A 15,710-nucleotide genomic window follows, 5' to 3' on the forward strand; every position below is an offset into this window, starting at 1 on the left:
CTTCCCCCTCCCTGAGAGCTGTCTCGCATCTTCTCCCGTTTGCCACGCGACCATTCCAGACGCCGGAGGCTAAGGCTGGCGCAGGGACTTCACCTCTTCGCGCAGGGCCTTGAGCTCTTGCAGCAACAGCGCCTGCTGTTCATTGTGCTGGCGTCGCCACTGGGCATCATCGTCGCTGGTCCGTCCGGGATGGACGAACAGGCTGGCCATGAAGCCGCTGAGGGCGCCAAACAGCCCGACCCCGAACAGGATCAGCAGGCTGGCGACGAAACGCCCCTCCTCCGTCTTGGGCACCAGATCCCCGTATCCCACGGTGGATAGCGTGACGAGCGTCCACCAGAACGCGTCATAAGGGGTCTGGATCAGGCTGTCTGGTTTGCCCGTCTCGAGCCAATACATCACCCCCGAGCCCACCCCCAGCAGCAGGAAGAACAGGAACAGGATGCCGGACAGGGTCGTCTCGTTGCGCTCGCGGCGAAACATGGTGAGCAGATCCGGCCTGTCCCGCAGCAGTTGATAAACCCGCCACAGCTGGATGAGCCGGGCCCAGCGCAACTGCTCCACCATGGGCAGGCTGCCCGGCAGATAGAACCAGTTTGCCTTGAAGAAGGCCAGCTTGTCGGGGGCCCGCACCCAGCCATAGGCGAAGTGGGCGAGGAAGAAGTAGCAGATCAGGCTGTCGACGTCATAGAACAGCTGCAGGGTCTGCGGGCTCCATTCGTTATGTCCCCACCAGCGGGCAGCCACCAGACCAACGGAGATCACCGACAGAAACGCCATCAGCAGATCCATGGTGCGCAGATGAGTTAAGTGATGTCGCATACATTTTCCTACTTCAAGCACAGTGCGAATTAATAAAAAGGAAGATAATGCCGATAGTCCTGAGGACAAAGGAAAACCGCCATCAAAGAAGGAGAAAGATTATGCAGTTAAACCCGCTGGAACGGCGAATGAGCAATATCCGGCTGGTGCCCAAAGTGGTACTGCTCATGGTGTTCAGCACACTGCTGTTGCTGGCCAAGCTCTGGTTTGATGCCAGCAATCTGGAGACCACTCTGCTGGCGGAGGGAATAGAGGCCACCAAGGCCAATGCCATCGCCGATCGCCTGCTCTGGACCGGCGTCATGGAGACGGCGCTGATGGGGGTTATCTTCGTCGTCTTGCTGCTGACCGGCTCTCGCCTCATGGTCAAGCAGGTGCACTACCTGGTGGGTCTGCTCGAGCGCTTCGCGCGCAAGGATCTCAGCCACAGCGTGTTGCTCAAGTCCCGCGACGAATTCGGCGACATCGCCAAGGCGGTCGCCCACTCCCAGGAGAACCTCAAGCAGGTGTTCGGCACCCAGCGAGTCGCCTGCAAGGAGCTCAACGACATCGCCTCCCAGGTCACCCTGTGCATGGAGGAGGCCAACGAGGCCATCAACGAGGAGTTCACCCAGATAGAGCAGCTGGCGAGCGCCATGAGCCAGATGGTCGGCGCCATTCGCGAGGTCGCCAATCATGCGGAGCAAGCCTCCCACGCCACCGCCGATGCCAGCCAGCTTGCCCAGGAGGGTAGCCGCTGCGTGGCCGACACCGTCAACACCATAGACACCCTGTCCGGCAACATCCAGCGCTCCTCGGACGTGGTCAATGCGGTGGAGCAGGGGGTCGATCGCATCGGCTCCGTGGTGGACACCATTCGCAGCATCTCTGAGCAGACCAACCTGCTGGCGCTGAACGCCGCCATCGAGGCCGCCCGCGCCGGCGAAGCGGGCCGCGGTTTCGCCGTGGTGGCCTCCGAGGTGCGCGAGCTCGCGAACCGGGCCCAGGCTGCCACCGTCGAGATCCAGAAGATGATAGAGCTGTTGCAGGGCAACGCCCGCCAGGCCGTCGACCTGATGGCCCAGAGCGTGCAGCAGGCCGACAAGGGGGTGGAGCAGGTGACCCAGGCCGGCGATCAGCTCGCCACCATAGTGCAGCGGGTACAGGGAGTGGCCGACATGAACCGCCAGATCGCCACCGCCTCCGAGCAGCAGAGCTCGGTCGCCGAGGAGATGAACGCCAACCTGGAGCAGGTCAAACAGGTGGTGGAAGGATCCGTGGTGGTGCTGCGGGAACTGCGGGAGGCCTCCGAACTGGTGGAGCACCACAGCCAGACCCTGGACTCCCACATTCAAGCCTTCAAGCTCGCCTGATCGGGACATGCCGGTATGTTGAGAGGCTCCGCAAGGGGCCTTTTTCATTGATGCCACGGCAAGCTGTCAGAACGGGGAAGGAACACCGCCAGCCCCTGAACAGCCATCTCATCCAGGCCTTCAAGCTGGCTTGACGGCACGACAGGCATTCAAAGGCCGCGCGCACGGAGGCTAGCCTGAGAGGTCAGATTGAGTAAACTGGAGGGCCCGCGAGGGCCTTTCTTTTTTATCACGGCAAGGAGCCAGGATGCAGACCACAGAACTTGCGCTGGAGATCAGCGACGACAAGGGGCGGCTCGATGTGCCGCTGATCCACCGTTTCCTGTCCGAGGAGGCGTACTGGAGCCTCGGCATCCCCTTCTCCACGGTGCAACGGGCCATCAACCATTCCCTCTGCTTCGGCGGTTATCTGGCGGGCCAGCAGGTCGCCTTCGCCCGGGTCATCACCGACAAGGCCACCTTCGGCTACCTGGCCGATGTGTTCGTGCTGCCCGCCCATCGTGGCCAGGGCCACAGCAAGGCGCTGATCGCCACCATCCTAGCCCATCCCGAGTTGCAGGGACTACGCCGCCTCATGCTGGCCACCTCGGATGCCCATGCCCTCTACGCCGGCGTTGGCTTCAGGCCGCCGGCCAGCCCCGCCAGCCTGATGGAAAAATACGACCCCGAGATCTATCGGCGCACTTGAGCCCTTGCCGCCCCGAGGGACCATTTTCCTTGCCGGATCATGGTTCTTTTCCTCGACCTGTGACGAGGCGGGGCGGCAGTGATAGATTGGCTGCCGATGTTTCTACTCAATGTGCAGATCCGTTAATCACAAGGACGGCAACCGTGGCCCAGCATTCCTCTTCTCTCTCGTCTGTTTCCCCCGCTCTTCCTTCCCTGTTGCAAGAGCAGGCCCGGCGCCAGTGGCAACGGCTGCTCGAGTTGGCCCCCGGCTATGGGGATCTGCCCCAAGATCAGCAGCAAACGCTGCTCACCCTGTTCGGCCTCTCCGACTTCGTCTCAGATTCCCTTATCAAGCAGCCTGAACTGCTGGAACAAACCCTGGCATCGGGAGATCTCGCTCGGCAAGTGCGCTGGCCCGCCTATGAGCCGGATCTCGCGACCCTGCTCTCCGGGGTGAACGACGAGGAGGCGCTCAAGCGTGCCCTGCGCCAGTTCAGACGCAGCCGCATGCTGGTGATCGCCTGGCGCGAGCTGCTGGGCCATGCGGAGGTGGAAGAGAGCTTTATCCACCTCACCAAACTCGCGGATGCGCTGATCTGCGGCGCCCGGGACTGGCTCTACGCCAAACAGTGCGCCGAGCTCGGCACCCCGGTGGACGGCAACGGGGATCCCCAACCGCTGCTGATCCTCGGCATGGGCAAGCTCGGCGGCGGCGAGCTGAATTTTTCCTCGGACATCGACCTTATCTTCACCTTCCCCGACAACGGCTACACCGTCGGCGGGCGGCGGGAGCTGGCGAACCAGCAGTTCTTCATCAAGCTCGGCCAGCGCCTGATCAACGCCCTGCACCAGCCGACCCAGGACGGTCAGGTGTTTCGAGTCGACATGCGGCTGCGCCCCTTCGGCGAGGCGGGCCCGCTCGCCATCTCGTTTGCCGCCATGGAGGATTACTACCAGCACCACGGCCGCAACTGGGAGCGCTACGCCATGGTCAAGGCGCGGGTGCTGGGCGCCCAGTGCGAACACGCCCAGGCGCTCACCGAGCTGCTGCGCCCCTTCGTGTTCCGCCGCTACATCGATTTCGGGGTCATCGACGGCCTGCGCCAGATGAAGGCGATGATCGCCGCCGAGGTGCGCCGCAAGGGGCTAGAGGGCAACATCAAGCTCGGCGCTGGCGGCATTCGCGAGGTGGAATTCATCGCCCAGGCGCTGCAGCTCATCCGTGGCGGCCGCGAACCCGCCCTGCGGGTGCGCCACCTGCCAGAGGCGCTGGCGGCCATCGCCGCCTGTGGCGCCCTCGATGCCGAGCGTTGCGCGCGGCTGCTCGGCGCCTACCGCTTCCTGCGCCGGGTCGAGAACATACTGCAGGAGATCGGCGATCAACAGACCCAGACCCTGCCCACCGAGCCGCGGGATCGCCAGCGGCTGACCTGCGCATTGGGCTTCGATGACTGGACCGCCTTTATGGCCCATCTCGACGAGGAGATGGCCGCCGTTCATCAGGAGTTCGTCGCCGTGGTGGGGGAAGAGAAGGAGGCATCCTCCCATCTGGATCAGCTCTGGCTCGATCTGTGGCGCACCGAGCTCGACGCCGCCGAGCTGGAGAAGTTGTTAGGGGCACAGGGAGTGAATGATGCGGTCCCGCTTTGCGCCGCCCTGCTGCGCTTCAAGGAGGAGTACCGGCGTCGCCAGGTCGGCCCTCAGGGGCGCGTCGCCCTGGATGCCCTGATGCCGGAGCTGCTGCGACTGGTGGTGGCCAGCGAGCAACCGGCCCGGCTGTTCGAGCGGGTCTGCACCCTGCTGACCCGCATCTTCACCCGCAGCGCCTACCTGCAACTGCTGGCGGAAAACCCGGCCGCCTTGCGCCAGCTGGTGCGGCTGTGCGATGCCAGCCACCTGGTGAGCGAGCAGCTCGCCCGCTACCCCATCTTGCTGGACGAGCTGCTGGATCCCCAGCACCTCTACCACCCGACCCCGCTGGATCAGTACAAGCCCCAGCTACGCCAGTTCCTGCTGCGCATCCCCGAGGAGGACGTGGAGCAGCAGATGGAGGCCCTGCGCCAGTTCAAGCAGGTGCAGTTGCTGCGCATCGTCGCCGCCGACATCGCCGGCGCCCTGCCGCTGATGAAGGTGAGCGACCACCTCACCTGGCTGGCGGAGGCCATCACGGAGGAGGTGGTCAATCAGGCCTGGGCCCAGATGAGCGAGCGCTACGGTGTGCCCCCCGAGGTGGCTTTGAGCGATCGACGCGGCTTCGCCGTGGTGGCCTACGGCAAGCTCGGCGGCATCGAGCTCGGCTACGGCTCGGATCTGGATCTGGTGTTCCTGCACGGCGGCGATCCCAACGGCTATACCGATGGCCGCAAACCCATCGACAGCCGCCAGTTCTACCTGCGCCTGGCCCAGCGGATCCTACACCTGTTCAGCACCCGCACCCCGTCCGGCATTCTGTACGAGATCGACATGCGACTGCGCCCCAGCGGCGACGCCGGTCTGCTGGTCTCCTCCCTCTCCGCCTACGAGCAATATCAGCAGAAGGAGGCCTGGACCTGGGAGCATCAGGCGTTGGTGCGAGCCCGCCCCATCTACGGGGACGATACTGTCATCGCCGAATTTGCCCGGATCCGCCGCACCGTGCTGGCCAAGGAGCGCGACCTCTCCCTCCTCGCAAAAGAGGTACGCGAGATGCGCCAGAAGATGCGGGATCACCTGCTCAAGGCCGGCGAGGGGGAGTTCGATCTCAAGCAGTCTCCCGGCGGTATGGTGGACATCGAGTTCATCGCCCAATACCTGGTGCTGGCCCACGCCAATGGGGAACCGGACGCCCTGACCCGCTGGTCCGATAACGTGCGCATCTTCGATGAGTGCGTGCTGGCGGGGGTACTCAGTCTGGAGCAGGCGGAAAATCTGAAGCAGGCCTATCTGGAGATCCGCAACCTCGGCCACCGCCTCAATCTGTCGGAGATCTCTCGCAAGGTGGGGGACGATCAACTGCTGGCCGAACGGGATCATGTGCTGGCGGTCTGGCGACAACAGCTCGGGGAATGAGTCAGCAACAAGGGGCGCCACGGCGCCCTTTTTCACATATGTACTCACCTCTATCCAGATGCCTTTCACAAAACAATCAATAGCGGTGAGCTGGATCCTGTTTCAAGCATCCCAGCCTTGGCATCGTATGGCACTTTGCTGAATATTAAGCAGAGATAGGGTGTGCCTGGGTCACCATCGTATTGCTTTCTCGGGGTGATGAGAGTCAAACACCAGTCGAATTGTGCCAACACTACACATCGATGCAGAGAGGAAATAATGGACTTTTCAGAACAGTTACAAAGTTTGGCCAAAAAAATCGCTCAGCAGTCGTCGATGATCACGACCGAAGAAGCAACCAAAAACGCATTTGTAATGCCATTTCTCCATCGTGTACTCGGCTACGATGTCTTCGACCCTACCGAGGTGATCCCGGAATTCACTGCCGACACCGGGATCAAAAAAGGAGAGAAAGTTGACTATGCCATTCTCAAAGATGGGCAGGTTCAAATTTTGGTTGAATGCAAGAAATACAGCGAGAAACTGTCAGCCAAACATTCTGGTCAGCTCTTTCGCTATTTTTCTGTCACCAATGCCCGGATAGGTATTCTGACGAATGGTGCTCAATATGAGTTCTATACAGACCTTGATGCACCAAACAAAATGGATGAGAAGCCATTTCTGACTCTGGATCTTGAGGATATTGATGAGCACGTAGTCCCCGAGGTTTTGAAGCTGACCAAGACTTCCTTCGATGTCGAATCTGTGGTTGATGCGGCAGGAGAACTAAAATATCTCAGCCAGATCAAAAAGCTGCTCTCAGAACAATTTGGAGCACCGGAAGAAGACTTCGTGAAATTCTTCGCATCTCGAATCTATGACGGTGTACTCACCGCTCGAGTCAAACAGTCCTTCACTGATATTACCAAGAAAGCGCTAAGCCAATTCCTCAATGACAGCATCAATGCCAGATTGAAATCAGCCATCGGCAGCAGCGTCAGTACCTCGGCCATTATACCAGCACTTGATAATGGTGCATTGAATGGCAGTAATGAGACCGACGATATGGAGGAGAAATCAAAGGTCGATACCACCATCGAAGAGATGGAAGCCTTTAACGTTGTCAAAGCCATTCTGAGGCAGAATTTTGATGTAACCAGAATAGCGGCTAGAGACACTCAGAGTTATTTTGGTATCTTGCTCGACGATAATAACCGAAAGCCACTTTGCCGATTACATTTTAATGCCAAGCAAAAATATATTGGATTGTTTGATAACGACAAAAAAGAAACCAGACACCCCATTGACTCAGTAGATGAGATATTTACTCTTGCCGACCAATTGCTGACCGCAACGGCCGTCTACGAATAACCCTGCTATTGGGGGGAGGCCTCCCCCCCTTTCACGCTCTCTGCAATACCCTCAGCGCCCGCCGGCCACGTCGATAAAGGTGCCGGTGGCGTAAGAGGCCTCATCCGACAGCAGCCAGGCGATGGCTGCAGCGACTTCTGCTGGTTGACCACCCCGTAGCAGCGGAATATTTCCCTTCACCCGCTCCACCCGGCCGGGTTCACCACCATCGGCATGCATGTCGGTATGGATGAAGCCGGGTCGTACCCCGTTGACCCGGATCCCCTGGGCCGCCACCTCCAGCGACAACCCTTTGGTCAGCACGTCGATGGCCCCCTTGGAGGCGGCGTAATCCACGTACTCACCGGCAGACCCCAAGCGAGCGGCGGCCGAGGAAACGTTGACGATGGCGCAACCCGGCACCATCCGGCGCACGGCCTCGCGACAACACAGGAAGTAGCTGGTGACATTGGTGGTCAGGGTCTTGTTGATCCGCTCGGCGCTCATCTCCAGCACACGCATCTGGGGCTGCAAGATGCCGGCGTTGTTGACCAGATGGGTGATGGGCCCGAGCCGGAGATCCATCTCGTCAAACAACCGCATCACCTCGGCCTCGACGCTGACGTCGGCCTGTACCGCGATGCAGGGGACTGAATGCTGCGCCCGGATCTCGGCCACCAACGCCTCGGCCGACCCCCTGTCATGGCGATAGTTGATGCAGAGCTGGTAGCCCTGCCGCGCCAGATGGCGGGCGGTCGCCGTCCCTATCCCTCTGCCACCACCGGTGATCAGTGCAATCCTGTTCATCACGCCTCCTTGTTCATCACCCTTGCTGGCCCCCGATATTACCCCATGGCCGGCCAACTGCAACGGCCGCCATGGACCTGCATTCCTTGTCGTGAGGCGCCCTTACAGGTGCATTTTTCATGAACGCGCGCGGTCATCACACCGGTCTTGTTTGAATGAGCGTCGTCGGTGCGATCCGGAATGATCCAGTTGCACCAGCCGGATCGTAATAGGATCCGTGAGTCACAGCCTCCCCGAGAGCAGTGCCGGAGGTCAGCTTCTCACCAAGATGACGTCAAGCGGACACCCGACCAAGACTGGCCGAGTGCCGAAATGTCCAAGGAGTAGAAGATGCACGCAATCCGCAACACCCTCAACCGTCTGGCCGTCGCCGCTCTGGCGATGGCGGCTGTCTCCCTCTCTGGCGCAGTCATGGCCGCCAACACGGGACAGCATGGCGAGGATCAGGTTCAGTGTATGGCGATGAGCAACTGCACGGGCCAATCCGTCTGCAAGGATCAGAGCACCCGCAGCATGACCCGGGAAGAGTGCAACACCAAGGGTGGCAAGGTTCGCTAAGCGCGCGACGCCACACTTGCATGGCCGGTGCCTGACAAGGCAACCGGCCTGTTTTTTTGGGATCTTTTCCGCCGGATGCCTGACTTCGCAATCGCCTTTGACGGCCATACCGCCTGAGGTTGAAAGGGACGGACTGCCGCCAGGCGGATAAATAAAACGGGCCCGCCGGGCCCGTTGTCGTGATCATGGTCTCTGCTGGCGTCCTTACTTGAACAGCCCCTTGAGCAGCTGATCGGCCGCCCCCTTGATCCCCTCGTCGTCAGCCTTGTCGCCCAACAGCTTCTTGAGGCCGCGCTCGGCCTCCTTGCGGGCCTTCTCCTCCAGCACCTTGTTGTTGCTGAGCAGCTCCTTCACATCGAGCCGATAGCTGGGCGCCTGCCAGTGACCGCCGATGCGCACCGGAATGCTGATGTCCTTGAGCTCATCCACCGTCTTGCCCCCCTGCCCCTTGCTGCTCTCGACCACCGAGGTCAAAAACAGGAAGTCGAGGGTCTCGGGCACCAGCGCTGTCTGGCCCTGTCCCTGCACCCGCAGGGCCGGGGCAGCCAGCTGAATGTCGTTGCTGCTGGCAATCCCGTTCGCGAGCTGGAAGTTGGCGGTGAGAGCGCTGAAGTCGGTCTTGCGCACCTCCTTGACCTGCTCGGCGCCCTTGCCGGTCAGAGTGGCCCGCGCCTCGCGGATCATCTGCGCCAGGTTGATGCCGTGCAGGGCACCATCGTGCAGCGCCAGGCTGACCTTGCCCTGCATCTGACTGTGCAACGCCTGTTCGGACAGGCCGCGGCCCTGCACCTGTACCTCGAGATCTCCCTTGCCTTCCAGCAGATCGCTCTGGGCCAGGGTCTGCAGCAGCGGGCGCACATCCACCCCCTGCACCCGTTTGTGAACCTGATAGCTGGCGGGTTGCTGGCGGGCATCGAGCACCCCGTTGGCGCTCACCTGACCACCGGCCACCCCTGCACTGAACTGGCTGAGGCTGAGCTGACCCCCGGCCAGGGCGATCCGCAGATCGACGGCGCTGAGATCCAGCCCCTTCACCCTCAGGCTGCCCAGTTGCAAGCGTCCGGCCAGATCGAGTCGCTTGAGGGCGCTCAGGTCAGGCTCCACCGCGGAGAGGGCCTGAGCTTTCTGAGCCGGTGCGGCCGGTGCCGGGCTGGCGGCCGCCGGCGACGGGGCTACGGCCTTGGCCTCGCCCTGCTTGCCGAGCCAGCCGTCGAGATCCAGCTTGTCCCCCTTGAGATCGAACTCCACCCTGGGCACGGAGCCGAGTGTTATCTCGCCATTACCGCTTAACAGCGCATCATCCGCCCCTATCACCAGATTGCTAAGGGTGATCAGCTGCTTGTCCAGCTCGGCGCGGGCAAAGCCCGCCAGCTTGAGGGCCAGCTGCGGGCGCGGCAGGGACTCCCCCTTCAGATTGGCGCTCAGCACCGCATCCGAGACCTCCAGCAGTTGCAGATCCTTGTCGAGTCGGGCCTTGAGGGTGCCCTCCAGCGAGCCTGCGACGGCCGGCTTATCCCCAGTCCCCTCGGCGCCGTTCAGGCTCAGGTTCAGGCTGCTCCATTCCCCCAGCGCCAGTCGATCGGCCTTGAGGCTGAAGCCATCCAGTCGCTGCGCCGGCGCACTCAGGCTGCCACTCAGGGTCAGCTCTTTCAGCGCGCTGTCCCGTGCATCTTCGGCCAGCTTGATCTGTGCCTGCCCCTTGAGATCGAAGGCCAGCTTGCCCTGCTCTCCCTTGGCAGCCAGGGTCACCGGCACCCACTGATCCAGGGTCAGCTTGCCCAGATTGAGGTCGAGCCGCTCGAGGCGCGATTCGGTGCCCTTGCGATCGTCCCGCACCAGGGCGCTGGCCTGCTCAAGCACCACCCCCTGCAACTCGATCTGCCAGGGCTTGCTCTCCTCCCCGGTCGCCGGGCTGGCGGGCGCGGAGGCCTCGCCCGCGGGTGATGCGCTCTTGCCCTGATCCAGGACGAGATCCTGCAGGTTGGAGCTGCCATCGGCCCTGGTTTGGATGAAGAGATGGGCCCCGTTCAGGGTGATCTCGCCTATCTCCAGCCGGTGAGAGAGCAGCGGCAGCAGGGCGACCGAGGCGTCCCCCCGCTCGACCCGGATGAGATCCGGCTCGGCGAAACCGGCAGGGTTGCGCAGCGCAACCTTCTCGAGAGAGAGGCCGAGGCTCGGCCAGAAGCGCCAGCCGATGTCCCCTTCCATCACCAGCTCGCGGCCCGTGTTCTTTTTCACCTGCTCCGCCAGCTGGGGTTTGAACTGGTTCGGGTCGATCAGGCTGACCAGGGCGGCGATGGCGATCAGGGCGGCCAACGCCAGCCCCAACAGTATGTAGATGATCTTCTTCACGATGGCACCTCAATGCAGATCCTGTGGCTGACTATACCACCGGGGGGATGACAGATGGCGCACTGCCGCCAAAACGGGGAAATACCGAGACAGGGATGGTCGCGGCCGTCCCTTCGGGCTCCCTCCCGGAGACCCCGAATTCATGGTCCTGGCGGCCGCCTACGCTCTCTCAAAAAAGCGATGCCACCGGACGCCGGAGCAGCCACCGGCCCCGGCATATCCGCTTTTTCACTTTGGTTTTGCGCTTTATTTTGTTTGTTATCCGGCACTTGGGTCACAGGATGGCATAACTGACTGACCACAGCGACCCGCTCAGGATATTCCATGCCGTACAGCTATCTCTCACATTTGCGCTGCAGCAAGACAGGCGAGATCCATGATGCCGATCAGCCCCAGCAACTGAGCCGGGTCGGGGCGCCGCTCTTGGCAAGCTACGATCTCGAGGCCCTGAAGCAGGTCTGGCGACCGGCCGATCTGCTGGGTCGTCCCGCCACCCTGTGGCGCTATCACGAGCTGCTGCCGGTGCAGGATCCCGCTCAGGTGGTCACCCTGGGAGAGGGCTTCACCCCGCTGTTGCCCCTGCCGACCCTGGGCAAGCAGATAGGTATCCCGGATCTCTGGATGAAGGATGAGAGCATCATCCCCACCGGCTCCTTCAAGGCCAGGGGCGCCGCGGTCGGCGTGTCCCGTGCCCGCGAGCTCGGCGTCACTCACTTCGCCATGCCCACCAACGGCAATGCCGGCGCGGCCTGGGCGCTCTACGGTGCTCGCGCCGGACTGCGCAGCACCATCGTCATGCCCCAGGCGGCCCCCGCCATCACCCGGTTGGAGACCTCCCTGGCCGGCACCCGCCTCTATCTGGTGGACGGCCTCATCAGCGACGCCGGTCGCCAGGTGGCCCAGGCAGTGGCGGAGCAGTCCCTGTTCGACGCCTCCACCCTGAAGGAGCCCTATCGCATCGAGGGCAAGAAGACCATGGGGCTGGAAATCGCCGAGCAGTTCGGCTGGACCCTGCCGGACGTGATCCTCTACCCCACGGGTGGCGGCGTCGGTCTCATCGGCATTTACAAGGCGCTGCGGGAGTTGCAGGAACTCGGCTGGATAAAAGGGGATCTACCCCGACTGGTGGCTGTGCAGGCGAGCGGCTGCGCCCCCATAGTGCAGGCCTGGCAGCAAGGCGCGCAGGAGTCCGCGTTCTGGCCGGACTCCCAGACCCTGGCCTTTGGCATCAATGTGCCCAAGGCGCTGGGGGATTTCCTGGTGCTCGACGCCCTCTACAACACCAACGGCTATGCCATCGCGGTGGACGACAAGGCCATCCAGACAGAGATCCGCCAACTCGCCTCCCGGGAGGGCAGCTTCGTCTGCCCGGAGGGGGCCGCCGCCTTCGCCGCCGCCCGCCAATTGCGGGAAGCGGGTTGGATCAAGGAGCACGAACGGGTGGTGGTGCTCAACACCGGCGCCGGCATCAAGTATCCGGATTCGATCACTGTGCTGCCCCAGCGGCTGCGCCGTGACGGGAGGATCCCCGCATGACCTTCGACTGGGCCTTCATCCTCTCCACCCTGCCCGCCTTCGGCAAGTCGGTCTGGGTCACCTTGCAGCTTGGCGCCATCGTCATCGCTACCTCCCTCGCGGTGGCCCTGCTCAACGTAGGGCTGCTAGGGCTGCACAAGCCGGCGCTCAGCCCCCTGGTGCGCGGCTATGTGGAGCTGGCCCGCAACACGCCGCTGCTGATCCAGCTGTTCTTCCTCTACTTCGGGCTGCCGGCCCTGGGGTTGTCACTATCGGGTTTCACCACTGCGGTGATCGCCATGACCTTCCTCGGCGGCGGCTACCTGACAGAGGCGCTGCGGGCCGGGGTGGCGGCGGTGCCCGCCAGCCAGCTGGAGGCAGGCCAGGCCATCGGCCTCTCCCGCTGGCAGCTGCTGCGCCACGTGCAGCTGCCTCAGGCCTGGCTTGCCAGCCTGCCGGCGCTCTTTGCCAACTTCATCTTCCTGCTCAAAGAGACCACGGTCGCCTCGGCGGTGGCGGTGCCCGAGCTGCTCTACACCACCAAGAACTACATCGCCCTCTACTACAAGACCTACGAGATGCTGGCGGTGCTGACCCTGATGTGCGTGCTGATCTTCCTGCCGCTGTCTCTAGCTTTACGGGTACTGGAGAGGAGGCTGCAACATGGTCAGTTCGGTCACTGAGTCGCTGATGCAGTCGCGGCTCCCCATGTGGGCACGGATCTTTATGCCGCTGCCGTCACCCACACAACACGCATTGGAAGGGAGGGATGATTATGGCCTCTCCGGTTTCTGAGTTGCTGGGCCAGGCCCTGCCCCTGCTGGCGATCGGCGCGGGCCAGACCCTCGCCATCTCCCTGCTCGCCATCCTGTTCGCCACCCTGGGTGGCCTTGGCTACGGCGTACTGGCGCAGCAGGGCGGTCGCTTGACCCAGGGGGTGCTGCGAGTCTATCTGGAGCTGTTTCGGGTGGTGCCAGTGCTGGTGTGGCTCTATCTGTTCTTCTTCGGGCTGCCTATCGTCTTTGGCCTCGACATCCCGGCCTTCTGGTGCGCCGTGCTGGTGCTCTCCCTGTGGGGGGCGAGCGAGGTAGGGGAAGTGGTGCGCGGCGGGCTGGGATCCCTAGCCCGTGGTCAGCAGGAGGCCGGGCTGGCCCTCGGCCTCTCCCGCTGGCAGCTCTATCGCCACGTGCTGCTGCCCCAGGCGCTGCAGAGGCTGACGCCGCCCACCATCAACATCCACACCCGCATCATCAAGACCAGCTCCCTGGCGGTGCTGATCGGGGTAGTGGAGGTGATCAAGGTGGGCCAGCAGATCATAGAGCGCACCTATGCCTCCCTGCTCATCTACGGCCTGCTGTTTTTGTTCTTCTTTCTGGTCTGCTATCCGCTCTCGCTCGCCTCGCGCCGGCTCGAGCAAAAATGGGGTAATGCGGTATGACGCCTCTGCTTGAACTCAATGCTGTCAGCAAACAATTCGGTCAGAACCGGGTACTGGACGGGGTCAGCCTCAAGGTACAAGCCGGTGAGGTGATCGTCATCCTGGGGCCGAGCGGCTGCGGCAAGAGCACCTTGCTGCGCACCCTCAACGGGCTCGAGCCCATTCAGGGCGGCGAGATCCGCTTCGACGGCCAACGGCTGGATGCCGGCACCGACTGGCAACGCGTGCGCCAGCGCATCGGCATGGTGTTTCAGAGCTATCACCTGTTCCCGAACCTGAACGTGCTGGAGAACGTGCTGCTCGGGCCCCTTCAGGTGCAGAGGCGGGAACGGGCCGAGGCCCTGTTGCAGGTGGAGCAGCTGTTGACCCGGGTGGGCCTCTGGGAGAAGCGCCACGCCTATCCGCGCGAGCTCTCCGGCGGCCAGCAGCAGCGCATCGCCATAGTGCGGGCCCTGTGCATGAACCCCCAGGTGATGCTGTTCGACGAGGTCACCGCCGCCCTGGATCCCGAGATGGTGCAGGAGGTGCTGGAGGTGATCCGGGATCTCGCCGGCAGCGGCATGACGCTGCTCATCGTCACCCACGAGCTGGCGTTCGCCCAGGCGGTGGCGGATCGCATCGTCTTCATGGAGGAGGGCCACATCCTGGAGCAGGCCGCCCCCCACCAGTTCTTCGATAACCCGAGGAGTCAGCGTGCGCGCCAGTTCCTCGCCAAGTTTTCTTATACAAATGTCATCAAACGAAAGGAGTCAGCATGAAGAAAATTACTTCGGTTCTGTTTAGCGCCCTGATCGGGCTCGGGATCGCCAGCGGCGCCGCCCAGGCGGCGGACGGTTCCCTCGACAAGATCAAGGCCCGCGACAAGCTCATCGTCGGGGTCTTCACCGACAAGCCCCCCTTCGGCTTCGTGGATGAGAAGGGGCGCTACGTGGGCTTCGACACCGATCTCGGCCGCCGCTTTGCCAAGGATCTGCTGGGGGACGAGAACAAGATCGAATTCGTGGCGGTCGAGCCCGCCAGCCGCATCCCCTTCCTGCAGAGCGACAAGGTGGATCTGATCCTCGCCAACATGACGGTGACCCCGGAGCGGCGCGAGGTGGTGGACTTCACCAACCCAAACCTGAGGGTAGCGGTGCAGGTGCTGGTGCCGGAGCAGAGCGCCGCCAAAGGGCTGGACGATCTGGCGGACAAGACCCTGATCGTCACCACCGGCACCACCGCCGATATCTGGCTGACCCGCAACCACCCGGACTGGAAGGTGCTCAAGTTCGAGAAGAACTCCGAATCCCTGCAGGCGCTGGCCCAGGGCCGCGGCGATGCCTATGCCCAGGACAACCTGGTGCTGTTCAGCTGGGCCAAGGAGAATCCGGGCTATCGCGTGCTGCCCCAGAAGCTGGGCTCGGAAGATCCGATCGCGCCGGCGGTGAAGAAGGGCAATATCGAGCTGCGTGACTGGGTCAACGACCGTCTCGCCAAGCTGGGGGAAGAGAAGTACCTGCTCAAGCTCTATGACCAGTACGTGCGTGAGAAACTGAGCGCCGACACCGATCCCAACGATGTCATAGTGGAAGGAGGCAAGTGGCAGGGCTGATCCCCGCCACCCAAGGAAGTGCTGAGTGTGTGAAGTGTGTGTGATCCTTTGGTTCCGTTGGTCCGCCAACCGCGAGGTTTGACTTTACAGGCGTCCCCCCCATGGGTGGCGCCTTTTTTTTATGTGCCGAAAATGGGGCCATTCGCCGCACTCGCTCTGTGAGCCAGCTCCCCCTGCCCACCCGGCGCCTGTGCCATCCTGACAGGGACAGCTTTGAGAGGAGAACCCC

At 62.6% G+C, this 15,710-nt stretch carries 13 protein-coding genes; 10 read left to right on the top strand and 3 right to left on the bottom strand.

Annotated elements, in window-relative coordinates:
- Positions 1-69: 69 nt before the first annotated feature.
- Positions 70-891, bottom strand: a complete 822-nt coding sequence (locus tag BN1124_RS16570; protein ID WP_042643685.1) for a potassium channel family protein — start codon at positions 889-891, stop codon at positions 70-72.
- 32 nt (positions 892-923) lie between these two features.
- Between BN1124_RS16570 and BN1124_RS16575 the strand changes: the two genes are divergently transcribed.
- From BN1124_RS16575 to BN1124_RS16590, 4 genes are all read left to right on the top strand, one after another.
- Positions 924-2,174 carry a methyl-accepting chemotaxis protein gene (locus BN1124_RS16575; RefSeq protein WP_042643687.1) on the top strand — a complete coding sequence of 417 codons (1,251 nt, stop codon included), beginning with the start codon at positions 924-926 and terminating at the stop codon, positions 2,172-2,174.
- 247 nt (positions 2,175-2,421) lie between these two features.
- Positions 2,422-2,862, top strand: coding sequence for a GNAT family N-acetyltransferase (locus tag BN1124_RS16580; RefSeq protein WP_042643689.1), 441 nt, complete (start codon positions 2,422-2,424; stop codon positions 2,860-2,862).
- 143 nt (positions 2,863-3,005) lie between these two features.
- A complete protein-coding gene (glnE, locus tag BN1124_RS16585) occupies positions 3,006-5,891 on the top strand; it encodes a bifunctional [glutamate--ammonia ligase]-adenylyl-L-tyrosine phosphorylase/[glutamate--ammonia-ligase] adenylyltransferase (protein WP_042643690.1) in 2,886 nt (961 codons plus the stop codon).
- Between the two features lie 258 nt (positions 5,892-6,149).
- Positions 6,150-7,241, top strand: a complete 1,092-nt coding sequence (locus BN1124_RS16590) for a type I restriction endonuclease (protein ID WP_042643691.1) — start codon at positions 6,150-6,152, stop codon at positions 7,239-7,241.
- Between the two features lie 51 nt (positions 7,242-7,292).
- On the opposite strand, the gene BN1124_RS16595 is transcribed toward BN1124_RS16590, so the two are convergent.
- Entirely contained in the window at positions 7,293-8,027 is a 735-nt protein-coding gene (locus BN1124_RS16595; RefSeq protein ID WP_042643693.1) for an SDR family oxidoreductase, read from the bottom strand.
- Positions 8,028-8,357: 330 nt separating this feature from the next.
- Here BN1124_RS16595 and BN1124_RS16600 point away from each other — a divergent pair, with 330 nt between their 5' ends.
- Positions 8,358-8,585 (top strand): hypothetical protein, encoded by a 228-nt coding sequence (locus BN1124_RS16600; RefSeq protein WP_042643695.1) that lies wholly within the window; start codon positions 8,358-8,360, stop codon positions 8,583-8,585.
- 204 nt (positions 8,586-8,789) lie between these two features.
- Here BN1124_RS16600 and BN1124_RS16605 read toward each other — a convergent pair whose 3' ends face one another.
- Positions 8,790-10,937: an AsmA family protein gene (locus BN1124_RS16605; RefSeq protein ID WP_042643697.1), complete on the bottom strand. Its 2,148-nt coding sequence runs from the start codon at positions 10,935-10,937 to the stop codon at positions 8,790-8,792.
- A 324-nt stretch (positions 10,938-11,261) separates the two neighbouring features.
- On the opposite strand from BN1124_RS16605, the gene BN1124_RS16610 reads away from it, so the two are divergent.
- The 5 genes from BN1124_RS16610 (at position 11,262) to BN1124_RS16630 (ending at position 15,481) form a co-directional block, all read left to right on the top strand.
- On the top strand, positions 11,262-12,473 hold the full coding sequence (locus tag BN1124_RS16610) for a threonine synthase (protein WP_042643699.1): 1,212 nt from the start codon (positions 11,262-11,264) through the stop codon (positions 12,471-12,473).
- Positions 12,470-13,135: an amino acid ABC transporter permease gene (locus BN1124_RS16615; protein WP_042643701.1), complete on the top strand. Its 666-nt coding sequence runs from the start codon at positions 12,470-12,472 to the stop codon at positions 13,133-13,135. Before BN1124_RS16610 ends, BN1124_RS16615 begins: the two co-directional genes overlap by 4 nt.
- Positions 13,136-13,227: 92 nt before the next feature.
- A complete protein-coding gene (locus BN1124_RS16620; protein ID WP_042643703.1) occupies positions 13,228-13,890 on the top strand; it encodes an amino acid ABC transporter permease in 663 nt (220 codons plus the stop codon).
- Positions 13,887-14,648 carry an amino acid ABC transporter ATP-binding protein gene (locus BN1124_RS16625; RefSeq protein WP_042643705.1) on the top strand — a complete coding sequence of 254 codons (762 nt, stop codon included), beginning with the start codon at positions 13,887-13,889 and terminating at the stop codon, positions 14,646-14,648. Before BN1124_RS16620 ends, BN1124_RS16625 begins: the two co-directional genes overlap by 4 nt.
- Positions 14,645-15,481 (top strand): transporter substrate-binding domain-containing protein, encoded by an 837-nt coding sequence (locus tag BN1124_RS16630; protein ID WP_042643707.1) that lies wholly within the window; start codon positions 14,645-14,647, stop codon positions 15,479-15,481. The genes BN1124_RS16625 and BN1124_RS16630 overlap by 4 nt, the downstream gene beginning before the upstream one ends.
- Positions 15,482-15,710 lie beyond the last annotated feature (229 nt).

The organism is Aeromonas eucrenophila (assembly GCF_000819865.1).
Taxonomy (GTDB): domain Bacteria; phylum Pseudomonadota; class Gammaproteobacteria; order Enterobacterales; family Aeromonadaceae; genus Aeromonas; species Aeromonas eucrenophila.